Annotated in this window: 16 protein-coding genes; 10 read left to right on the top strand and 6 right to left on the bottom strand. The window is 73.9% G+C overall.

Annotated features, from left to right (window positions below; all coding sequences use genetic code 11):
• Positions 1-47 precede the first annotated feature (47 nt).
• Positions 48-4,073, bottom strand: coding sequence for a tetratricopeptide repeat protein (locus tag VG276_11055; GenBank protein HEV8649915.1), 4,026 nt, complete (start codon positions 4,071-4,073; stop codon positions 48-50).
• Between the two features lie 193 nt (positions 4,074-4,266).
• On the opposite strand from VG276_11055, the gene VG276_11050 reads away from it, so the two are divergent.
• From VG276_11050 to VG276_11035, 4 genes are all read left to right on the top strand, one after another.
• Positions 4,267-4,881 (top strand): hypothetical protein, encoded by a 615-nt coding sequence (locus tag VG276_11050; protein ID HEV8649914.1) that lies wholly within the window; start codon positions 4,267-4,269, stop codon positions 4,879-4,881.
• Positions 4,882-4,980: 99 nt separating this feature from the next.
• Positions 4,981-5,499, top strand: a complete 519-nt coding sequence (locus VG276_11045; protein ID HEV8649913.1) for a thiamine pyrophosphate-binding protein — start codon at positions 4,981-4,983, stop codon at positions 5,497-5,499.
• An 82-nt stretch (positions 5,500-5,581) separates the two neighbouring features.
• Positions 5,582-6,157 carry a thiamine pyrophosphate-dependent enzyme gene (locus VG276_11040; protein HEV8649912.1) on the top strand — a complete coding sequence of 192 codons (576 nt, stop codon included), beginning with the start codon at positions 5,582-5,584 and terminating at the stop codon, positions 6,155-6,157.
• Positions 6,158-6,232: 75 nt separating this feature from the next.
• Positions 6,233-7,012, top strand: coding sequence for a cyclase family protein (locus tag VG276_11035; protein ID HEV8649911.1), 780 nt, complete (start codon positions 6,233-6,235; stop codon positions 7,010-7,012).
• 115 nt (positions 7,013-7,127) lie between these two features.
• On the opposite strand, the gene VG276_11030 is transcribed toward VG276_11035, so the two are convergent.
• Together VG276_11030 and VG276_11025 are read right to left on the bottom strand one after the other, a co-directional pair.
• Positions 7,128-10,553, bottom strand: coding sequence for a PA14 domain-containing protein (locus VG276_11030; protein HEV8649910.1), 3,426 nt, complete (start codon positions 10,551-10,553; stop codon positions 7,128-7,130).
• A gap of 449 nt (positions 10,554-11,002) precedes the next feature.
• The gene (locus VG276_11025; protein ID HEV8649909.1) at positions 11,003-12,166 is read right to left on the bottom strand and encodes an acyl-CoA dehydrogenase family protein; all 1,164 of its coding nucleotides are present in this window, start codon (positions 12,164-12,166) and stop codon (positions 11,003-11,005) included.
• Positions 12,167-12,631: 465 nt separating this feature from the next.
• On the opposite strand from VG276_11025, the gene VG276_11020 reads away from it, so the two are divergent.
• On the top strand, positions 12,632-13,237 hold the full coding sequence (locus VG276_11020) for a hypothetical protein (protein HEV8649908.1): 606 nt from the start codon (positions 12,632-12,634) through the stop codon (positions 13,235-13,237).
• Between the two features lie 66 nt (positions 13,238-13,303).
• On the opposite strand, the gene VG276_11015 is transcribed toward VG276_11020, so the two are convergent.
• The 3 genes from VG276_11015 to VG276_11005 are packed head-to-tail and all read right to left on the bottom strand — an operon-like array spanning position 13,304 to position 16,088.
• The gene (locus tag VG276_11015) at positions 13,304-13,963 is read right to left on the bottom strand and encodes a RidA family protein (protein ID HEV8649907.1); all 660 of its coding nucleotides are present in this window, start codon (positions 13,961-13,963) and stop codon (positions 13,304-13,306) included.
• The gene (locus VG276_11010) at positions 13,960-14,787 is read right to left on the bottom strand and encodes an enoyl-CoA hydratase family protein (protein HEV8649906.1); all 828 of its coding nucleotides are present in this window, start codon (positions 14,785-14,787) and stop codon (positions 13,960-13,962) included. Before VG276_11010 ends, VG276_11015 begins: the two co-directional genes overlap by 4 nt.
• Positions 14,788-14,846: 59 nt before the next feature.
• Positions 14,847-16,088: an acyl-CoA dehydrogenase family protein gene (locus VG276_11005; GenBank protein ID HEV8649905.1), complete on the bottom strand. Its 1,242-nt coding sequence runs from the start codon at positions 16,086-16,088 to the stop codon at positions 14,847-14,849.
• 182 nt (positions 16,089-16,270) lie between these two features.
• Here VG276_11005 and VG276_11000 point away from each other — a divergent pair, with 182 nt between their 5' ends.
• The 5 genes from VG276_11000 (at position 16,271) to VG276_10980 (ending at position 21,925) form a co-directional block, all read left to right on the top strand.
• Complete coding sequence (locus tag VG276_11000; GenBank protein HEV8649904.1) at positions 16,271-17,266, top strand: DUF5937 family protein; 996 nt, start codon at positions 16,271-16,273, stop codon at positions 17,264-17,266.
• Between the two features lie 124 nt (positions 17,267-17,390).
• Positions 17,391-20,225, top strand: coding sequence for a BTAD domain-containing putative transcriptional regulator (locus VG276_10995; protein ID HEV8649903.1), 2,835 nt, complete (start codon positions 17,391-17,393; stop codon positions 20,223-20,225).
• A gap of 195 nt (positions 20,226-20,420) precedes the next feature.
• Positions 20,421-20,621: a hypothetical protein gene (locus tag VG276_10990; protein HEV8649902.1), complete on the top strand. Its 201-nt coding sequence runs from the start codon at positions 20,421-20,423 to the stop codon at positions 20,619-20,621.
• A 257-nt stretch (positions 20,622-20,878) separates the two neighbouring features.
• Complete coding sequence (locus tag VG276_10985; GenBank protein HEV8649901.1) at positions 20,879-21,151, top strand: transposase family protein; 273 nt, start codon at positions 20,879-20,881, stop codon at positions 21,149-21,151.
• A 381-nt stretch (positions 21,152-21,532) separates the two neighbouring features.
• Positions 21,533-21,925: a hypothetical protein gene (locus VG276_10980; GenBank protein ID HEV8649900.1), complete on the top strand. Its 393-nt coding sequence runs from the start codon at positions 21,533-21,535 to the stop codon at positions 21,923-21,925.
• Positions 21,926-21,937: the final 12 nt, after the last annotated feature.

Below are 21,937 nucleotides of genomic sequence, written 5' to 3'. Positions count from 1 at the left end.
CAGGAGGCCGGGAGCACGTGCTGTGGGCACTCGACCCGGGTGCTGGGTCAGGCGGCGCCGAGCTGGCCGGCGGCCAGGTCGGTCTGGCGCAGCAGCGCGTCGACGTCGACGGCCGCGTCCCTGACGGTGTCCGGGAGCGGCGGGAGCCCCGGGTCTGGGCTGGTCAGCCGCAGCCCGGTCAGCCGCTCGTAGGCGTGCCGGTACTCGAGGACCGGCGCCTGCTCGTACAGGCCGCGGTACAGGTCGGCGGCTTCGGCGCGGGCCGCGGCCTCCTGGGTCGGGTCGAGCCGCCAGACCGTGTCGAGCAGGGCGGCCCGCTGGTGCGGCTCGGTCCAGGACGGCTCCAGGACCCGGAGCTGCCGCACGGCCGCCCGCGGGTGGGTGCGTCCGAGGGCGACCTCGAGGCGCCATGCCAGCAGGCAGGCCCGCAGCTGGATGTCGCGGTTGTTGCCGCGGCTGGCGATCTGCAGCGCCTCCTGGTTCAGCCGCTCCGCCCGCCGCAGCCGTCCCCGCCGTGCGTGCAGGCGGGCGTGGTGGTGCAGGCAGTAGCAGAGGTAGAAGGAGGCGTCGAGCATGCGGGCGAGCGCCGTCGCGCGGGCGAACAGCCGCCGGGCGTCGTGCTCGCGCCCCTCGGAGGCCGCGGCCGCGGCCAGGCTCGCCATCCGGTTGGCCATGCTGGTCCAGTCGCCCAGCTCGGCGGCGACCCCGAACGCGTGGGCGAAGCAGCTGGTGGCGCGGGGGTGGTCGCCCTGGAGCAGGTAGACCTCGCCCAGGTTGCCGATGACGACGGCGGCGGTCTGCCGGTAGCCGATCTCCTCGGCGGTGGCCAGCGCGCGCAGCCAGCAGGCCACGGCATGGACGTGGTCGCCCCGGGCGAAGTGGACCGACGCGAGGTTGTTGGCCGCGTGGATCAGGCCGCGACGGTCGCCGGCGACGGTCGCGGCGTCCAGGGCCTCCTCCAGGAGCTCCAGCGCCAGCCCGGGCTCCCCGGTGTTCCAGCGCACCAGGCCCATGTGGTTGAGGGCGACGCTGACCCCGGCCAGGTCCCCGGCCTGCCTGGCGATGGCGAGCTGGCGCCCGGCCACGGCCAGCGCCTGGTCGTAGGCGCTCTGGTGGATGAGCGTGTACGCCAGCCGGTCGAGCGCCCGCGACAGCCCCTGCCGGTCACCGAGCCGCTCGAACTCGTTGACCGCTCCCGTGAGCCAGCGGGCCGCCTCCTCGTAGGAGTGGGTGTACATGAACAGGTCGCCCAGCTCGCGCTGGCTGGCGGCCAGCACGGTGCGGTCCCCGGCCCGCTCGGCGGCCCGCATCGCGCGCCGGTAGGCGCTCTCGGCCTCCACCCACCTGCCGGTGAGCTGCCACACCGCGCCGAGCTCGACCAGCACCGCACCGGTCTCGTGCTCGGGGAGGAGCGGGAGCAGGCGCTGGTAGTACTCCACGGCCGCCTCGTTGGCGAAGGCGGCCTTGGCCGCGTCGCCGGCGGCCCGGAACCACCGCCGCTGCTTGTCCACCCGCCGCGTGTGGCCGTAGTGGTGGGCGAGCACGTCGACGAACTGGGCCAGCCGGTCCGGGTAGGCCGCCTCCACGAACTCGCCGACGCGCTCGTGGAGCCGCTCGCGCATCTGGAAGGTGAGGCTCTGGTAGGCGACCTCCTGGATGATGGCGTGCTTGAACCCGTACTCGGGCTCTGGCTCAGCCGCGCGCCGCGGGGTCAGGTCGAGCTCGCCGAGGCGCTCCAGGTGCCGAGTGACCTCGTGGGGCCGGCCGGCTGCCGGGTAGCCCCCCGAGATCCAGCCCGCCCGGAACCAGCGCCCGATCACGCTGGCGACCTTGATGATGGCCTTCTCGGCTTCGCTGAGCTGGTCGATCCGGGCCATCACCAGGCGGTGCAGACCGTCGGGCAGGTCGAGGATGGCGAAGGTGCGGGCGTCGCGCGGGTCGACGCCCCGGGCGTGGACGAAGCTGACCAGCTCCTCCAGGTAGAACGGGTTGCCCTCGCCCCGGGCGACGATCCCGCGGACGATCTCACGCGCGAGGACGGCACCTGGTCCGTAGCGGCGGTGGAGCTGCCGGCCGACCAGCCGCTCGGCGTCGGTGGCGGGCAGCTCGGCCACGCGCAGGTTCGTGAAGTGGGGCAGCCGGGCCAGCCGCGCGAGCGGGGACGGGCCGGAGGCGGTGGCGCGGGCGACCGCGACGACCAGCACCGGCAGGTCGGCGACGTTCCTGGCCAGGAACTCGAGCAGGGTCAGCGACGCCGGGTCGATCCAGTGGCAGTCCTCGAGGACCAGCACGAGCGGTCCGGCGCGGGCGCGGCCGCGCAAACAGCCGAGCAGCAGCGACCGCAGCAGCTCGTCGCGGAGCTGCGGGTCCAGCGAGGCGGTCAGCTCGCTGTCGGCCATGGGCAGGTTCACCACCGGCGCCAGCAGCGGCGCGCGCTGGGGCGAGCCGCTGTCGCGCCGGGCGATCCAGGCGGCGAGCCGCGCCTGCTGCTCGGCGATGGGCAGCGAGGTGTCGAGCTCCAGCAGGCCGCTCCAGATCGAGCGCCAGACCAGGTAGCTCGTTGTCGTGCCATGGGAGCGGCAGGCGCCGCCGTAGGCGGCGAACCCGAGCCTGGCGGCGATGCGGACGACCTCGGCGCCGAGCCGGGACTTGCCGATCCCGGCCTCGCCGGTGAGGCCGACGACCTGCCCGCTGCCGGCGAGCGCCCGCTCGACCAGGGCCCGGGCCGCGGCGACCTCCGCCGCCCGGCCCACCAGGCGCGCCACCGACCCCGACGGCCGGGCCATGGGCTCGACCCGGTCGCGCACCGCCCGGACCGCCCAGACGTCGATCGTACTGGCCTTGCCCTTCACCGTGACCGGCTCGAGGCGGTCCTGGATGGCCGTCTCGGCCACCCGCTCGTGGGTCGCAGCGTCGACGAGGAGCTGGCCGGGCCGCGCGGCCTCCAGCAGCCGCGCGGCCAGGTTCACCGAGTGGCCGATGGCGGCGTACTCGCGCCGGGTGTCGGAGCCGACCTCGCCGCAGTAGGCGTGGCCTGTCGTGACCCCGGCGGCCACCGCCCCGTCCGGCAGCCCGAGCAGCTCCAGGCAGCAGCGCACCGCGCGCTCCTCGTCGTCCTCGTGGCTGACGGGCGCGCCGAACAGCGCCACCAGCAGGCTCCCCTTGTCGCCGGTGTCGACCTGGCGGAGGTGGCCCTTGTAGCGGTCGATGCTGCGCACGGCCGCGGCCATGTAGCGCTGCAGGCGGGCCACGGCCGCCGGGTCGTCGTCGGCCAGGTCGGGGAGCCCGACGAAGGCGACGGTGACCTTGCGGTGCTCGTTCACCAGGCCCCGCCTCCCGGCCCGCAGGCGTTCGGCGATGTCGGGGTGCAGGAACGGCACCAGGCGGGCCGTGGGGACCCCGTCGACGGCCTGCAGCGGGCGGGGCGGCACCCGCCGGGTCAGGTCGCCCACGAGGTGGCAGTCGCCGCGCCGGTCCACGACCCGGACGCCGAGGTCGTCCTCGACCAGCCCGCCGTCCACGACGACCTCGCCCTCGGCGGCGTGGCGCTCGGCTGCGGCGGCCCGGTCCAGGGCCTGGCCCGCGAGCACGTACTCGAGCCGGATGGCGGGGTCGCCCATGATCGTGGGCAGCACCGGACCGGCCGCGAGCCCCGCCCGCATCGCCAGGCCGAACCTGCCGGCTCTGGTGTCGACGACCTCGAACCCGGCCATGGCCGCCTGCATGTCCAGCGCGCACCGGATCGCCCGCCGCACCGTCGCCCGGCGGCTGCGCCGGTCGTAGACGAACAGGGCGGTGATCGCGTCGCCGGCGAACTTCGCCACGCTCCCGCCGTACCGGGAGACGCGCTCGATCATCGACCCGAAGTAGCCGTTGAGGATGCCGGTGAGCTGCTCGGTGCCGTACCGGCCGACCCGGGCGAGCGCCTCGCTCATGGTGGTGAACCCGGCGATGTCGGCGAACAGCACCACGCAGTCGACCCGGTCGGTGCGGGCCAGGGGCAGCTCGTCCGGGTTGTCGAGCAGGGTCCGCACGACGTAGTCGGGCACGAACGAGCGCCATGCCAAGCTCACGAGGTCCTCCTCGGGGCTCGGGCTCCCCGGGCGCCGGCGGGCGCCACGTGGAGGGAGGCTCCCGTCCCGTTCATGAAAGCTGTCCGATCTACGCAGTTGTCCCTATTTGTCAGTGGGTGGCGGTGGTGCGTAGTAGAGGCCGACGGTCCGCGTGAACATCCCTACCCGGACCGACCCGTGGAGGTGAGCGAGCATGCCCGTCCAGTGGACGAGCGGCCTGGGCATCGAAGTCAAGCAGGCCTGTGTGGATGGTATCGAGTTCGAGCTGGCCGTCTCAGCCGAGCGGCCCGCTGCTGCCGCCGGCGGGGGCGGAGGGGGCGGCTACGACCCCACCACCGCCGCGACCCAGCTGATCGTCGCGGTGACGCCGCCGCCGCTGCGCACCGACGCCAGCACCTGGGACGAGGCGATGGCCCCCCCGCAGGTGGGCAGCGTCATCTGGTGGCACGCGCCGCAGCACACCCCGAAGCTGCGCCAGCCCGGCGGCGGCGAGCGGGAGGTGCTCCGGGAGAGCGTGGAGCTGGCCCCGGACCCGGGGCCCATCGACAGCGCCGGCGCGCAGTACTACGAGCTGCTCGGCTGCCCCTCCGGGCCCTACGAGCAGCTCCCGGCCGGCCCGGTGACCACCACCCACCGGGCCACGCGCACCTACCGGTGGGCCGGGGGCGACCTCAACGAGGGCGACCAGGTCGCCATCAGCTTCGAGGACTTCGACCCGGACCGGCTGAGCGTCGACTGGATCGTGCTCGTCCAGGGCGGCCGGCTCGTGGCCGGCTCCTCCGGGGCGCGCCCCACCGGGCAGGCCTGACCGGGGCGGCCGCCCGCCGCTGCACCAGGGCCCGACCCGGCCGTATGCTTGCGGCCGGGTGATCGCCCGCGCCGGGCGACGAGCTGGGGAGGGTGGAGCATGCCGGTCTCCGAGCGGAGCTCCAAGCTCGTGTACGACGCCCTCCTCGCGGCCGGGGTGGAGGTGGTCAGCGCGCTGCCCGAGACCTGGCTCGTCCACCTGATCCGGCTCGCCGAGGACGACCCGGACATGATCCTGGTGCGGCTGGCCAAGGAGGAGGAGGGCGTGGGCATCTCGGCCGGCGCCCACCTGGCCGGCAAGAAGTCGGCCATGCTCATGCAGAACCACGGGTTCCTGCAGTCGGTGAACGGGATCGTCTCCCTCGCCCAGCTCTACAAGATCCCGCTGCTCATGCTGATCAGCGACCGGGGCCACCTCGGCGAGCCCGACCCCTGGCAGACGCAGGGCGGCAAGGCGACCCGGCCGGTGCTCGACGCGCTCGGCATCGTCACCGACGAGCTGCGCGACCCGGGCCAGGTCCAGCTCCAGGTGGCCCGGGGCATGACCCTCGCCCAGGCGTCGCTCTCGCCGGTCGCGCTGCTGCTCACCCGCGACCTCATGTGGGAGGCCCTGGCGTGAGCGGCCGGAGGGGTCCGGGGAACCCCGCAAGGGTGCCCCGGACCGCTAGGAGGGGTCCGGGGACCCCCGCAGGGGTGCCCCGGTGAAGCGGATCGACTGCCTGGCCGCCGTGTACGACCGGCTGGCCGAGTGCGCGGTCGTCACGATCATGGGCGCGGTCGCGGTCGAGCTCTACTCGCTCGGGCACCGTGCCAACTTCTTCTACCTCGAGCACGCGATGGGGCTGGCCTCCTCGGTGGGGCTGGGGGTGGCGCTCGCCCAGCCCGACCGCCGGGTGGTGGTGATCGACGGGGACGGGTCGGTGCTCATGAACCTCGGCGGCCTCACCACCCTGGCCCGCTACGCGCCGCCCAACCTCACCCACCTGGTGTTCGACAACGAGAGCCTGCTGTCGGTGGGCGGGTTCCCGACCGCCACCTCGACCGGCTCGGACCTGGCCGGCATCGCCCGGGCCGCCGGTATCGGCAGCGCCCGCACCGTCACCGGCCTGGACGAGTTCACCGCCGCCGCCACCGCCGCGATCGACGCGCCCGAGCTGACCTGCGTCGTGGCCAAGGTCGAGGCGGTCGGTCCGGCCAGCTTCCACATGGACCTCCACCTGCTCGAGAACCGCTTCGAGTTCCAGCGCGCCCTGCGCCCAGCCCCCGCCCCCGACTGACCCCTGCCCCCGGCTGACCCCCGCCCGCGCCTTGCCCGCCCGCGCCTTGCCCGCCCGACCCGGAGGTCCGCCACCATGACCGTGCTCGCCGATCTCGCCCGCGCACTCGCCTCCGGTCAGGTCGAGGTCGTCGACCTGACCCAGCCGCTGTCGGAGGCGACGCCGCTGCTGCGCCTGCCCGAGCCGTTCGCCAACACCCCGGCGTTCCGGCTCCGGGAGCTGAGCCGCTACGACGAGCGCGGACCGGCCTGGTACTGGAACGCGTTCGAGGGCGGGGAGCACACCGGCACCCACTTCGACGCGCCGGTCCACTGGGTCACCGCGCGCGACGGCGACGACGTCGCCCAGGTCCCGGCCGGCCGGCTGGTCGGCCCGGCGGTGGTGATCGACAAGTCGGCTGAGGCGGCCAAGGACCCCGACCACCTGCTCACCATCGACCAGGTGGAGGCGTTCGAGGCCGAGCACGGCCCGCTGCCGGCGGGCGGCTGGCTGCTGTACCGCACCGGCTGGGACGCCCGCGCCCACGACGAGGCGGCGTTCCTCAACGCCGACGAGCGCGGGCCGCACACCCCTGGGATCGCGGCCGACTGCGCCCGCTGGCTGGCCGAGGAGCGGCCCATCCTCGGGCTCGGGGTGGAGACGGTCGGCACCGACGCGGGCGCCGCGCACAGCTTCGACCCGCCCTTCCCGTGCCACAGCTTCCTGCTCGGGGCGGGCAAGTACGGGCTCACCCAACTCGCCAACCTGGCCCGGCTGCCGGTGACCGGCGCGGTGGTCATCGCCGCGCCCCTGAAGATCGTGGGCGGCTCGGGCAGCCCCTGCCGGGTGCTCGCCCTGGTCCCGACCGCCGCCTGACCCCCCACGGCGAAGGCCCGACCGCCCGGCCCGCCACGGCAAAGGGCCGCGCGCCCGACCCCGCACGGCGAGGGCCGGGCGCCGACGCCGGTGCCCGGCCACTTGCGTCGCTCGCCTACGGGGTGATGGTGAGCCGTGCCACCGCGCCTCCGGCGTTCTCGTAGTACTCCATCCTCACCTGGTGGTTCCCGGCGGTCATGGTCCGGGTGGCCGTGTAGGTGGTGGGCGCCTGGTCCTTCCACCGGTCGATGATCAGCACGCCGTCGACGTACAGGCGGACGCCGTCGTCAGCGGTGACCGTGAAGGTGGAGGTGCCGGCCGCGAAGCTCCTGGTGCCGACCCAGCGGACCGAGAAGCGGTCGGGGCCCACGCCGGTGCCCGGCGGGCTGCCCGAGCCCCAGTTGTTGTTGATGGCGGTCTCGCAGCGGACGGTGGTGGCCGAGCCGGCCAGGGTCGAGTTGGGGTAGTAGCTGGCCAGGTACTGCCCGAGCGGGCAGGACGTGAGGGCGACGCCGAGCTTGGCCACCGCGTACCCGCCGTGCTCGTAGTACTCCATCTTGAGCTGGTGGGCGCCGGCGGCGAGCGTCCTGCTGGCCCTGTAGCTCGTGGCGGCCTGGTCCTTCCACTGGTCGATGAGCAGGACGCCGTCGACCCAGACGCGCACGCCGTCGTCACCGGTGGCGGTGAACGTGTAGGTGCCGGCCGTGAACGTCCTCGTCCCGACCCAGCGGACCGAGAAGTTGTCGGGGCCCACGCCGGTGCCTGGCGGGCTGCCCGAGCCCCAGTCGTTGTTGATGGCGGTCTCGCAGCGGACCGTGGCCGCGGGCGCGGTGAGCGTCTTGTTCGCGAAGTAGCTGGCCTGGTACTGCCCGGTCGGGCAGCCCGCGGCGACGCTGAACCTGGCCACCGCCCCCCCGCCGTGCTCGTAGTACTCGACCTTGAGCTCGTGGGCGCCGGCGGCGACCGCCCTGGTGACCTTGTAGGTGGTGGGCGCCTGGTCCTTCCACCGGTCGATCACGAGCGCGCCGTCGAGGTAGACCCGCACCCCGTCGTCGGCGGTGGCGGTGAACGTGTAGGCGCCGGCCGTGAACATCTGGGACTTCACCCAGCGGACCGAGAAGTTGTCGGGGCCCACGCCGGTGCCTGGCGGGCTCCCGGTGCCCCAGTCGTAGTTGATGTCGGCCTCGCAGCGCTCGGTGGTAGAGGGGCCGGTGAGGGTCTGGTTGGCGAAGTAGACCGCCTTCCACTGCCCGGTCGGGCAGCTGGCCGGGACGGCCGTGTAGGTGGCGGTGTAGGTCGCCGGGGTGGCCGGCGCGGTGATCTCATGCTGGGCTGGGCCCCCGTCGGACCAGGAGGTGAACTCGTAGCTGGCGCCGCTGAGGGTCTGGGGGGTCAGCGCGTTGATCGTGTTGCGCGAGCCGACGATCACCGTGCGGGTGAACTCGGCGGTGCTCTCGGTCGCGCCCACCTTGAGCTTCAGGCCGGTCGGGCTCGACTTGAAGGTGAGGTCGACCGTCTGCGGGTCGACGCGCACGCTCTTGGTGTCGGTCAGCCCGCCGGAGTCGGTTGCGGTGAGCTTCAGCTCCAGCCAGGACGGGTACTCGTGGTCGGGCGCGGAGAACGAGCCGCTGGCGACCTCGGGGAAGTCCTGGATCAGGTGGGTGTGGCAGTCGGTGGGCGTGAAGCAGTGGTGCAGCAGCAGCGACCAGCTCAGCTTGGCGGCTGGCAGGTTGCCGTCCTGCGGGTCGGTGGCGTGCCCGGAGAAGTTGATCTGGTCGCCGACCTTCCACGTGAGGGTCGCGGCCGGGCTGTCGATGGTGGCGACCGGCGGGGAGTTGCCCGCGGTGATCGTCGCCGTGGCCGGATCGCTGGCCAGGCCGTGGTTGTCGGTCACCCGCAGCCTCACGGTGTAGGCGCCGACCGCCGTGTAGGTGAACGTCGGCGTGGGGCTGGTCGAGTCGCCAAAGGCCCCGTCGCCGTTCAGGTCCCAGGAGTAGGTGAGGGTGTCGCCCGGGTCGGGGTCGCTCGACCCGGTGCCGCTGAAGCTCACCGTGAGCGGGGCCGGCCCGCTGGTCGGGTTGGCGGTGATGGCCGCGACCGGCTGCTGGTTGCCCGTCGTGAAGCTGATGCGGTGGATCCCGCCGAACAGGTCGGCCCAGTACAGGTTCTTGTCCGGGCCGAGCTTGACGTCGACGATCCCGCTCGCGCCGGAGGCGAACAGCTCGGTCGTGGCCGGGTCGGGCAGGCCGTTGCCGCCCTTCAGCATGGCCGCGATGCAGCCGCGGGTGTGGTCGGCGAAGAACAGCGCGCCGTCGTAGCGGTCCGGGTAGGTGCCGGTGGGGTCGCCGAAGGCAAGCCCGGCGATGGCCGACCCGCCGCCGTTGCACCTGCCAGCCGGCACGCCGCCGGGCCCGGTATTGACCGTCATGTCGGCGCCGTGCCGGTAGGTGTACACGGGCCCGGTCACGGCGCCGGCGCCAAGGTTGGCGCAGATGTTGAAGCCGATGTACTGGACGGCGTTGCCTTCGTAGCAGGGCCAGCCGAAGTTCTCGACCGGGGCGCCGGGCTGGATGCGGTTGACCTCTTCCCAGGTGCTCCAGCCCACGTCGCCGACCCAGACCTCGTCGCTGCCGGGCCGGACCGCGAACCGGAACGGGTTGCGCATGCCGTTGGCGACGATGCGGCTGGCGTTGTCGGTCAGCGCCGGGGTGCCGGCCGGCAGGTCGGCCAGCGTGGCTGGGTCGATGCGGATGACCGTGCCGTCCAGGGTGACCGGGTCGCCGGTGGTGCGAGTGTCCTGGGAGCGGAGCGCGCCACCCTCGTCGTCGGCGATGCCCGGGTCGCCCATGGGGTCACCGCAGGCGTTGCCGGTCTGGCCGTGGTCGGCGTAGTTGAAGCTGGCGCCCTCGCCGCCGCTGACGTAGAGGGCGCCGTCAGGGCCGAAGGCGAGGTCGCCGACGGAGTGGCTCGGGAACTGCTGGCACCAGTCCTCGATGAGCACCCTGGTGCTACCCGGGACCATGGCCTTGCCGGTCGCGTCCACGGTCAGGCGGGTCAGCCTCCCGCTCACGACGCAGCCCTGGTCGGTGGCGCCCGGCGGGTTGGGGCACTGGTCGCCCCACCTGGGCGCCGGGTTGGGGTCGCCGAGGATGTGGTCGTAGGTGTAGAGGACGTAGATGTAGGGCCGGGCCGGGAACTGCGGGTCGACGGCCATGCCGAGCATGCCCCGGTCCCAGAAGTTGTGGACCTGGGGTTCCAGGCCGGTGCCGAGGGTGTCCGGGGTGGTGTCGGTGAGGCCGTCGAAGACCTTGATCTCGCCGCCCTTCTCCGCGACGTAGACCTTGCCGCTGGCGAACTCGACGTTGACCGGGTTGGTCAGGCCGGTGAAGGCGACCTCGTCGCTGAACCCGTCAGGCAGGGTGGGCGCTGCCCCGGCCGCGAGCGGAGTGAGCAGGACGAACAGCAGCGTCAGGACCGCCAGAGCGGAGACGGCGGCCCCCGCCCTGGGTCGTCGGTGTCCTGCATGAAGCATCGGCCGCATGGGTGGGACTCCCCTCGTGGATTCGCGGCTGACCGGCGAGCGACGGTCGCGCGCAATTCGGGCTGCGGATCACCGCGCGCGACCACAAGGAATCCCCCCCATGCGCGAGCAGACGGGTGTCCGCACTGCCTGCTTCGCGCACACGTGCGGTTCGCAGTATCCGATCCGGCCACGCGGGACGTCAACCGTACGATTCCGTGTCAGCCCGACTCCCGCACCGCCGGAATTAGCCGGTCGAAATCCTTGATCCTGTCGATCAATTCCTCCCGGCGAGGCGACCGGACGGCGGGAGCTCCTCCCGGCGAGGCGACCGGACGGCGGGGAGCGACTGCTGGCCCGGCCGCCTAGTGTCCCGAGCTACTGATTCGCTCCATCTTCGTGGCCGTGAACCTCCTGGTCGGAGGACCAGGAGTCGCCTGAGAACAGCAACGAATCAACGATCCGGGACACTAGCCGAAGGCGGCGGTGCCGGTGATGGCCTGACCGAGCACGAGCGTGTGGATCTCGCTGGTGCCCTCGTAGGTGAGGACCGACTCGAGGTTGTTGGCGTGCCGGATCACCGGGTACTCAAGGGTCACGCCGTTGGCGCCCAGGATCGTCCGGGCGCTCCGGGCGATCTCGAGCGCCTCCCGGACGTTGTTCAGCTTGCCCAGGCTGACCTGCTGCGAGGTGAGGGTGCCGGCGTCCTTGGCCCGCCCCAGGTGCAGGGCGAGCAGCATGCCCTTGTTCAGCTCGACCAGCATGTCGACGAGCTTCTGCTGGGTGAGCTGGAAGGCCGCGATCGGGCGGCCGAACTGCACCCGGGTCCCGGCGTACTCCAGCGCGGACGCGAAGCACGCCCGGGCCGCGCCCATCGCGCCCCACACGATGCCGAAGCGGGCCTCGTTCAGGCACGAGAGCGGGCCGCGCATGCCGGTGACGCCGGGCAGGACCGCGTCGCCGGGCAGGCGGCAGTCGTCCAGGACCAGCTCGGAGGTGACCGAGGCGCGCAGCGACAGCTTGCGCTCGATGTTGCGGGTCGAGAACCCGGGCGCGCCCCGGGGCACGAGGAAGCCGCGCACGCCCTCGCCGGTCCGGGCCCAGACCACCGCGACGTCGGCGATGCCGCCGTTGGTGATCCACATCTTGGTGCCGTTCAGCACCCAGTCCGACCCCTCCCGGCGCGCGCTGGTGCGCATGCCGGCCGGGTCGGAGCCGAAGTCGGGCTCGGTCAGGCCGAAGCAGCCGACCGCGTCGCCGGCCGCCATCCGCGGCAGCCACTCCCGCTTCTGCTCGTCGGAGCCGTACTTCCAGATCGGGAACATGGCCAGCGACCCCTGCACCGACACGAAGCTGCGGAACCCCGAGTCGCCCGCCTCGAGTTCCAGGCAGGCCAGGCCGTAGCTGACCGCGTTGGTCCCGGCGCAGCCGTACCCCTCGAGGTGCATGCCGAGCAGCCCGAGGGCGCCCAGCTCCTTGACCACCTCGAGGGGGAACTCGCCGTGCTCGAACCAGGCGGCGATCTCGGGCAGGACCTGCTGCTCGACGAAGCGCCGGGTGGTGTCCCGGATCAGCCGCTCCTCTTCCGACAGCTCGCGGTCGATCTCGAGGAAGTCAAGGGCGGTCGCCGCCATGTCCGTCATGGTGCAGTCCTGTCACGCGGGGCCGGTCCGTTCCCGAGTATTCCACAGGCGCCGCCGTACCTACGTTGGGCCGGGCCGCTTGACGCTACCAGCGTGTTGCGCAAGGGAAGGGGTGTCGATGCCGCTGGCTGACCGTGCTCGACCAGGTACGCCGCGACTGGAACGCCACCGCAACCCGGAACGCCGGGGACCGGGGTCACCGGCCCTGTGGTGGAGACCGCGAACGGGTGGTGCCGTTCTTGAGCTCACTTTCTGGGATCCGCTGGGCGCCGCTCACGGTGATGGGCCGCGGCACCCAGCACGTGTAGTTGCCCTCCGGGCCTCGGGCGCCTAGCGCGAGCGAGCAGTTGATCGCTAGGGTGAGGGTCCCGCGAGGCTGTGGTTGGACCTTGTCCTGGCCCGCTCCGGGCGCAAACGCGGCAACGCCGCCGTCCCCACCCGATCGTCGAGGAAGGCATGGACGAGCTACGCGTTTCCAGACTGCTTGCCGGCGCACTTGCCGCGGTCACCGGGGCCGTCGTCGCATCGTTCTTCGGGGTCGGCGGGACCCTCGCCGGCGCCGGCATCATGAGCGTCTTCATGGCCGTGGCCACCACCGGGTACACCCACTCGCTCGAGTCCGCCCACGGATGGATGCGACGCACGCTCCTCCGCAGGGCGGGCGGTGACGGCGACGCCGCCGAGCCCCACGACCAGCCGATCCGGTGGCAGCGGGTCACGGTCGCCGCGGTGGCCGCCTTCGCGATCGCGATCGCGGCGATCACGGCGGTCGAAGCGACCGCCGGGCGGCCGCTTGCGAGCCTGCTGGGACGCCACTCACAGCGCGGGGCACGCACGTCCGTGGGCGTGGTCGTCGGTCAGGCGGACGGGTCGGCTGCGCGGGCACGCCGGGCTCCGGCCACGTCCGCCACGCCATCGCCGGCATGGGCGCTCACGACGGCGCCGGTTGGCGTTGCCACAACGACCGCGCTGGCGGGGACCGTTCCCAGCACCACAGCGCCCAGCGCCACGGCCCCGACGACAACCGTTCCCAGCACGCAGGCCCCGACCACCGGGGGGTGACGCGAGGCCTCGCGGCCCTGGCGGCGTCCTGCGGCCGCTTCCAACACCCACAAGGCGTCCTGCCGGTCAGGGCCCTTCCGGGACCACCGCCGTGGCGACCAGCTCCACCAGCGCCGCGGGATCAAGCAGTCCAGCGACCTCGAGCAGGGCGGTGGCGGGGTAGTGGCGGCCCAGGTGGCGCCGCCAGACCGCGCCCAGCTCGCCGAGGGCGGCCCGGTAGGCGACCGCGTCGGTCACGTAGATCTGCAGGGTGACCAGGTGCTCGGGGCGGCCCCCGGCGGCGGCCAGGGTGGTCACGACGTTGCCGGCGGCCACGTCGAACTGCTCGACCATGGTGACGCCCCGGATCGACCCGTCCGGCCCCTGGGCGGCCTGGCCGCCCAGGTAGACGGTGCGGCCGGGCGCGGCAACCAGCGCGTGGGCGAAGCCGACCGGCGGGGCCAGCCCGGCCGGGTTCACGATCCGGTGCGGCGTGCCCCCAGGGTCAGCGTGCGGCGTGCCGCCAGGGTCAGCGTGCGGCGTGCCGCCAGGGTCAGTGTGCGGCGTGCCGCCAGGGTCAGTGTGCGGCGTGCCGCCAGGGCCAGTGTGCGGCGTGCCGCCAGGGCCAGTGTGCGGCGTGCCCCCAGGGCCGGAGTGCAGCTCAGGGTGCGGCGTGCCCCTCGAGGCAGGGTGCAGCTCAGGGTGCGGGGTGCCGCCCGGGCCAGGGGCGGGCGCGGGGGCGGTCACCGGCCCACCCACCGCGGCGCCCGGCCCTCGGTGAAGGCGGCGTGGAACTCGGCGTGGTCCTGCGAGGTCATCAGCAGCGCCTGGGTGACCGCCTCCAGCTCGATCGCGGCGGCCAGGCTCATGTCCAGCTCCCGGGAGAGCAGCGCCTTGGTGGCCGCGTAGGCCAGCGCCGGCCCCTCGGCCAGCCGCCGGGCCAGCGCGCCGGCCGTCCCGGGCAGGTCGGCGTCGTCCACGACCTGGCTGGCCAGCCCCATGGCGGCCGCCTGCTCGGCGTCCACCCGGTCGCCGAGCAGCAGCAGCTCGGTGGCCCGGGCCAGCCCGACCAGGCGGGGCAGCAGGTAGGCGCTGCCCATGTCGGCACCGGCCAGCCCGACCCTGGTGAACAGGAACGCCAGCGAGGCTGACCGGGCCAGGACCCGGAAGTCGGCCGCGAGCGCGATCACCGACCCGGCACCGGCGGCGACCCCGTTCACCGCCGCGACCACCGGCAGGGGCAGCTCCCGCATGCGCTGCACGACCGCCCCGGTCATGCGGGTGAAGTCGAGCAGCTCCCGCGGCCCCATCTCCCGCAGCGCACCGATGACGTCGTGCACGTCGCCGCCGGAGCAGAACCCGCGGCCCGCGCCGGTGATCACCAGCACCCGCACGCCGTCCCGGTGGGGCAGCTCGGCGAGCAGGTCGCGCAGGTCGGCGTAGGTGTCGAAGGTGAGCGCGTTGAGTCGCTCGGGCCGGTCGAAGGTGACCGTGGCGACGCCGTCCCGCTCGGCGTAGCCGAAGTGGTCCCAGCGCCCGGTGAACCCGGCCGAGGCACGGAACGGACTCACGGGGTCTCCTTTGAGGCACGGAACGGGTTTGAGGCACGGAACGGGCTCACGAGGTCTCCTTATGTGGTGACCGGGCGGAACAGCTCGCGGGCGATCACCGCCCGCTGGATCTCCGACGTCCCCTCGTAGACGCGGGTGGCGCGCACGTCCCGGTAGAGGTGCTCGAGCGGGTGCCCGCGCTCCAGGGCGACCGCCCCGTGGACCTGGATGGCCGCGTCGATCACCTGCTGGGCGGTCTCGGTCGCGTAGAGCTTGGCCATGGCCGACGCCTGAGTCACCCCGTCGCCCGGTCCACCCGCGGCCGACCCCTGGGTCACCCCGTCGCCCGGTCCGCCCGCCATGCCGGCCATGCTGCGGGCTGCCCTGTCGTAGCGGCTGGCCGCGGCGTACACCAGCAGCCGGGCCGCCTCGGTGCGGGTGGCCATCTCGGCGAGCCGGTGGGACACGGCCTGGAAGTCCTTGAGCGGCGCGCCAAACGCCCGCCTGGTCGCGGCGTGGGCCACGGCCAGGTCCAGGGCGGCCTGGGCCATGCCGACTGCGAACGCGCCGACGCTCGGGCGGAACAGGTCAAGGGTGCGCATGGCCACGGCGAAGCCGCCGTCGACCGGGCCGAGGACCTGGCCGGGGCCGACGCGCACGCCGTCGAAGTCGAGCCGGCCGACCGGGTGGGGGGCGAGCAGCTCGATCGGCTCGCCGCCCAGGCCGGGCGCGTCACCGGGGACCGCAAACGCGGTGACTCCGCGGGCCCGGGCGCCGGGAGTGGTGCGGGCGAACACCGTGTAGACGTCGGCCTCGGGCGCGTTGGAGATCCACAGCTTGGTCCCGGTGAGCCGGAAGCCGTCCCCGTCCCGCTCGGCCGCGAGCTCGAGCCCGCCCGCGTCGGACCCGGCCCCCGCCTCCGACAGGGCGAACGCGGCGACGGCCCGGCCGGCCGCGACCTCCGGGACGAAGCGGCGCACCAGCGGCTCCGGACCGGCGGTGAGGATGGGGTAGGCGCCGAGACCCTGCAGGGCGAGCGCGGTCTCGGCCTCGGTCGACTCCCGGGCCAGCGCCTCCCGGAGCAGGCACAGCTCGAGCGCGGAGGCCGACGCGCCCGCGGCGCTGCCGCCGGCCGAGCGGGGGAACAGGCGGGGGAGCAGGCCGTGCTCGCCGAGCGCGGCCACCAGCTTGCGGTTGACCCGGCCCGGCACCCCGGCCCTGGCCAGGGGGGCGAGGACGTCTCTGGCCAGCGCGCGGACCTCGGTGGCGAGGCGCTCCTGCTCGGCGCCGAGGGCGAACGCCGCCCCGCCGGGCTCCTCCATCACGCACCTCCGGTCGTGCTCAGCTCCCGGCATCTTACGGAGTCGCGCCCCCGGCCGCGCCGGCCGGCGGAGCTGCCGGGCCGTCCGCGAGAGCCCACCGCTTCGCCGTCCGCGAGAGCCCGCCGCTTCGCCGTCCGCTAAATCGGTACCGGACGCCCATCCCTCCGCCGTAAGGTCGGTCCGTGATCCGCATCCATCTCGACCAGCGCGACCTCGGCAGGATCCGGCTGGCCACCAGCCCCCTGGCCGAGCTGGTGTTCAGCGTCGTGGCGCTGTCGGCCTGGCGGGCGCCGATCCTGTACGGCCCCTGGGTCACCGAGGCGCGCCGGGCCGTTGCCGGCCTGGACCTCGACCCCCTCACCGAGCTGGTCCGCCTGCGCGACGGCATGCCCGACTTCGTGGTGCCGCCGCCCGAGTCGCCCCGCCCCGACCTGGACGACCAGCTCGACCGGGTCCGGGCAACCCCTGAGGAGGTCGTCCGGGCCGACCTGGCCGCCGTGTCCGGCGGGCAGGTCCCCGAGCGACTCGCCACCGCCTACCGGCGCGAGCCGGCGGCCGCCCTTGACCGGCTCACCACCGCCTGCCGGGCCTACTGGACGGCCGCGGTCGAGCCGCACTGGCCGCGCATCCAGCAGATCCTCGAGGCCGACCTGCGCCACCGGGCCGAGCGGCTGGCCGCAAGCGGGCCGGCCGGGCTCTTCGGCGACCTGCACGAGCGGGTGCGGCTGCGCGCCGGGGTGCTGGAGGTGGTCAAGGGCTTCGAGGCCGACCTGTACCCGGAGGGGCGCGGGCTGGTGCTGGTCCCCGTCTTCTTCGCGTGGCCGCGGCTGCTGGTCACCACCGAGCGGCCCTGGCAGCCCGCGACCGCCTACCATCCCAGGGGGCTGGGCCGGGCCTTCGACCGGGTCGCGGCCGCGCCCGCCGTCGCCCTCACCGAGCTGGTCGGGCAGAGCCGCGCCGTGGTCATCCGCAACCTGGTCGAGCCGGTCACCACCGACGACCTCGCCCGCCGGCTCGGGGTGTCCGGTCCGGCCGTGTCCCAGCAGCTCACCCGGCTGCGCCGGGCCGGCGTGGTCACCTCCACGCGGCGGGGCTACCGGGTGCTGTACCGGCTCACCCCGGAAGGCCAGGCGCTGCTCCGCCTGTTCGGCGACGAGCGCACGCCGGCGCAGGCGTAGGGGAAGGCCGCCGCAGCCAGGGCGCGCTGCGAGCCGTCAAACGCCCCAAGCCTTCGCATCATCCGAGAAGGTGCGTTGCTCGCAAAAGGGTTGACATCTGGTACACCGAGGCGTGGAGTGGCAGGTGACCTCGCTCTGCTACGTGGTGGCCGGGCAGCGGGGCCCTGCCGAACGGTCCGGGGGGACCATGGCGTTCGTCGCCAAGTCAGCCATGCCACACGGCCCGCGTCCCGCCGCCGAGCACCCAGTCCTCGACGAGGCGGCCGCCAGCGGGAGGACCGTGCTCACCCCCGAACCCGGCTACCTGCTCAGCGAGGGCCTGTCCACCGCGTTCACGCGGCAGGGCAGGAGCGACGTGGTCTGGGTCCGGCTCGGTCCCGAGGACCGTGACCCGGGCCTGTTCCTCGCCTCCCTGATCGCCGCCATGCAGCGCACCTCGGCCGGCTTCGGCCGCGCCACGCTCGAGCTCATGCGCGCGCAGCCGGGCCCCGTCGCGGGCTGGCCGCCGGCGTTCGCACGGATGGCGGAGGAACTGGCCGAGGCCCTGCCCGCCACCGGCGCGCTGGTCCTCGAGCACGCCCACCATCTCGACGACGGCCACCCGACCCTCGGGCTGGTCGGCCGGCACCTGCTCCCAGCCTTGCCGGCCCAGCTCGCCGTCGTCGTCACCAGCCATCGGGACCTGCCACCGGCCGCCCTCCCCGGGTCGACCGCCCGCCTGGCCAGCCGCGACCTGCGGATCGCGCCGGCGGCCGCCCGCGCCATGCTCGAGCGGGCGGCGCCCGGGCTGTCCGGCGACGCGGCGGCGCGGGCGGCGGCGCTCTGCCGGGGGCAGGCGGCCACGCTCGACGCCGTCGCCTCGGCGTGCACCGCGCTCGGGCCGAGGCTGGTGCAGCAGCGACTGGCCTGGGCGGGGAGCGCCGGGGAGCTGCTCCGCTACCTGGCCGACGCCTGGCTCTTCATGCTCGACGCCCAGGCCCGGCGCTTCCTCGGCCTCATGCTCGAGGTCGAGTACGGTCACCCGACCCTCACCGGCGCCGCACTGGGCGGCGGCGCGCCCCCGCCCGGGCCGTGGCTGCAGGCGCTCGCCGACGGATGGTCGCGGATCCGCACGGTGTGGCGGGCGCCGCTCCGCTCGGCCCCGACCCTGCGCCATCTCCCCTCGGGCGAGGTCGTCCGCCGCACGGCCGACCGCCTGACCGGCATGGGGGCCACCGAGCGCGCGATCCCGCTCTACCTGCGGCTGGGCGACCCCGCTCGCGCCGCCGAGGTGATGGCCGGGGAGGCCGACCGGCTCATGGACCTCGGCCAGTGGGAGACGCTCGGGGGGTGGCTCGACCGCCTCCCGGGACGGGTGCTCAACGTCGAGCCGCGGCTGCTCTACCACCACGGAGAGATCGCCGCGGCCAGCGGCCGGTCCGCGGCCGCCCGGGACCGCTTCTCCACCGCCGCTTCCCTGTTCGTCAAACGGCACGACCCAGAGGGCGCCTGCCGGAGCATGCTGGCTGAGAGCGCCCTCGCGCTCGGCCAGGACGACCTGGCCCACGCCCGCGCCCGGGCCCTGGCCGCGAGCGCCCTGGCCGACGGGACCGGCCTGCCGCGGCACCAGGCCTGGGCGTCCTGGCAGCTCGGCACGCTGGCGTCGAGGACCGGCGACCTGGAGGATGCCCGCACCTACTTCGGCCGGGCCGTGACCGCCGCCTCCCGGGTGGGGGAGCGGGTGCTGACCGACGTCGTGGCCGTGGCGGAGCGGCTGGCCCGGCGCGTGCAGGAGCTGGAGCACGAGCGGGATCGGCATTACTCGGCCCTGCTCGCCCTCGAAGGCACCATCCACGAGGCGGCCATGCAACTCCGCGGCCACCTGGACACCGCCCGGGTTTCGGGCACGCTGGTCGACGCCTACGGCTGGTCGCAGACGCCGCTGCCGTTCAAGCCGGTCCAGGACGAGCCGCCTGGGACGCAGCAGCCCGGGCAGAACCCACCCGGACAGGGGCCTTCCGGGCAGGAGCCGGCCGGATGGTGGTCGAAGGTACGCCGCGTGATCGTTCCCCAGCGCGACGCTGTCCACACCAGAGAGTTCCTGGGCCTGGCCCAGCTCCAATCCGCCGCGGTGTCCTTCCCACCTGAGGAGGGGGACGTCGGCCCGGCTGATGAGGGGGGCGTCGGGCCGGTGCCGCCAGCCCCTGCCGGGCGGGGGGCTCCCACCCTCACCGTCCACCTGCTCGGCCCGCTCCGGGTGACGCTGAACCAGGTGCCGGTCACCAGCTGGCCCAGCGGCCGCGGCCGCGCCCTGCTCAAGTACCTGCTCACCCACCGCGCCCCCTGGCCGGCCCGCGAGGTGCTGATGGAGGTGTTCTGGCCCGACTCGACGCCCGAGGCGGCCCGCAACAGCCTGAACGTCGCCGTCCACGGCCTGCGCCGTGCGCTCCGGGCCGCCGCCGACGCGCCCGTCGTCGTGCTCGAGGGCGGCGCCTACCGGCTCCACGCCGACGTCGGGCTCTGGCTCGACATCGACGAGTTCGAGCGCCACGTTGCCTCCGGCCGGCAGCTCGAGGAGACCGGGGAGCTGACCGGGGCGATCGCCGAGTACGAGCTGGCCGCCTCGGTGTACCAGGGGGACTTCCTGGCCGACGACCCCTACGAGGAGTGGTCCGTGCTCAGCCGCGAGCGCCTCCGGCTCGAGTACCTCGACACCCTGGACCGGCTGAGCCAGCTCTACTTCGGCCAGGGCAGCTACGCCTCCTGCGCCGCCCTGTGCCGGCGGATCATCGAGCGTGACTCCTGCCGGGAGGACGCCCACCGCCGGTTGATGCGCTGCTACAGCCGCCAGGGTCAACCCCACCTCGCGCTGCGCCAGTACCAGGCGTGCGCCGAGGCGCTCCGCGGCGAGCTGGGTGTCGAGCCCGATCCGGCCACGGTTGCGCTCAACGAACAGATCCGCCTGCGCCGGCCCGTCTAGGACAGATCGCCCAGATCGCCGCGACAGGGGCGGGAAGGCATCTTGATGACATCGCCATCGACGGGCACTCTGGCTACAAGCCGTGCCGCCTGACCTGTTGCATTGATCGAAGGGGCCCACGGCATAGCGCAAGGAAGGAGCAGCACGTCGTCAGGTCCCCTACCGCAGCCTGAGCAACGGCGGCACGAGATGGTCTTGGTAGAGTCCAAGCCGTCGGGCGCCGAGGAGTGGTCCTGCTCCACGTGCGACCGCCGCTTCATCGTCCAGTGGACGCCGACGTATGAGAAGCTCGTGCTCGATCCGGGCGAGAAGTACGTGCCCCACTTCGGTGGCATCGGTGGCTTCAGGATCGGCCGAGTCGACGCGATGCCGCCCGAGGCACCGGACGGTCCCTGAGCCCGACGACGACCACGTCGACTGAGGCAGCCCACGACGCGGTGCTCGCTCCAGACCATGAGCGGACCTTGCCGCCGCTCGTGCAGGAAGAGGATCGCGTTCAGCCGGTGGACGCCGGAAGCAATCACAGGCTTGGCCAGGGCTCTGGCAAAGTGTCGTTATGGCCGATGAGGGTGGTCTGACAGGATAGACGTGAAGCAGGCACGGGATTCCGAGATCATGCGGTTCTCATCGCCTCATGCCCTGACGGGACCGCCGTGCCTGCCGCCCTCCCATCCCCCATCCCCGCCGCCGTCACCGACCTCGGCCATGCCCGCCTGCTTGCCCTGCGCGAGTGCCCTGGCCTGCTGGCGCGGCTGGCGATGCTCCCCGACCCGCGTGACCGGCGGGGACTGCGGCACACCCTGGCCAGCGTGCTCGCCAGCAGCGCCGCGGCGGTGGCGGCCGGCGCCCGGTCGGTGGCCGCGACCGGCCGAGTGGGCCGCTACGCGCCCCCCGCCGGTCCTGGCCGCGCTCGGTGTCCGCCGTGACCCACTCACCCGCTGCTGTCACCTCCCCGGCCAGGCCACGATCCGCCGGGTGCTTGCACGGGTGGACGGCGACGCGGTGGCCACCACCGTCGGCGCGTGGCTGGCCGACCGGCTACACCCGCCGGGCCGGCGACGCCGACATGCGGTCGCGGTCGACGGCACGGCCGGGCATGACCGGCCGGTGCACCTGCTGGCGGCCATGGACCACACCGACGGCTGCGTGCTCGCCCACCACCACGTGGAGGACCACACCAAGGAGCGCTCGCAGTTCCAGCCGCTGCTGGCCGACCTAGACCTCGCCGGTGTGGTCGTCACGGCCGACGCGATGCACCCCAACGCGACCACGCCAGCTTCCGCATCGACCGCGGCGCCGACGACCTGTTGGTCATCAAGGCCAACCAGCCAACCCTGCACGCCCAGCTCGTCGGGGTGCCGTGGCGCAAGCTCCCGGTCACCGACCGCACCCGCGACCATGGCCAAGGGCGGGTCGAGGCCCGGACCCTGAAGGTCGCGACCATCGCCGGCCGTTGCTTCCCCCACGCCGCCCACGCGATGATCCACCTCACCCGCCGTGTCCGCCAGGCTCGCAGCCGCACCTGGCGCACCGTCACCGTGGACGCCGTCACCAGCCTGACCATCCACAAGGCAAGCCCTGCCCATCTGGCCGGCTCCCTTCGCGGGCACTGGACGATCCAGCAGCAGCAGCTGCACTGGGTCCGCGACGTGACCTTCAGCCAAGACGCCTCCAACGCGCCGGCAGCCTCCCCCGCGTGATGGCCAGCCTCC

The sequence above is a fragment of the Actinomycetes bacterium genome, assembly GCA_036000965.1.
Lineage (GTDB): Bacteria > Actinomycetota > CALGFH01 > CALGFH01 > CALGFH01 > DASYUT01.
The sequence above is the reverse complement of the archived record's forward strand: the minus strand, read 5'-3'. Positions and strand labels throughout refer to the sequence as shown.

Coding starts and splice junctions, on each gene's coding strand:
- VG276_11025 (HEV8649909.1), bottom strand. CDS start 12,166: ATGGCGGCGACCGCCCTTGACTTCCTCGAGATCGACCGCGAGCTGTCG.
- VG276_11020 (HEV8649908.1), top strand. CDS start 12,632: ATGGACGAGCTACGCGTTTCCAGACTGCTTGCCGGCGCACTTGCCGCG.
- VG276_11030 (HEV8649910.1), bottom strand. CDS start 10,553: ATGCGGCCGATGCTTCATGCAGGACACCGACGACCCAGGGCGGGGGCC.
- VG276_11045 (HEV8649913.1), top strand. CDS start 4,981: ATGCCGGTCTCCGAGCGGAGCTCCAAGCTCGTGTACGACGCCCTCCTC.
- VG276_11005 (HEV8649905.1), bottom strand. CDS start 16,088: ATGGAGGAGCCCGGCGGGGCGGCGTTCGCCCTCGGCGCCGAGCAGGAG.
- VG276_11035 (HEV8649911.1), top strand. CDS start 6,233: ATGACCGTGCTCGCCGATCTCGCCCGCGCACTCGCCTCCGGTCAGGTC.
- VG276_11050 (HEV8649914.1), top strand. CDS start 4,267: ATGCCCGTCCAGTGGACGAGCGGCCTGGGCATCGAAGTCAAGCAGGCC.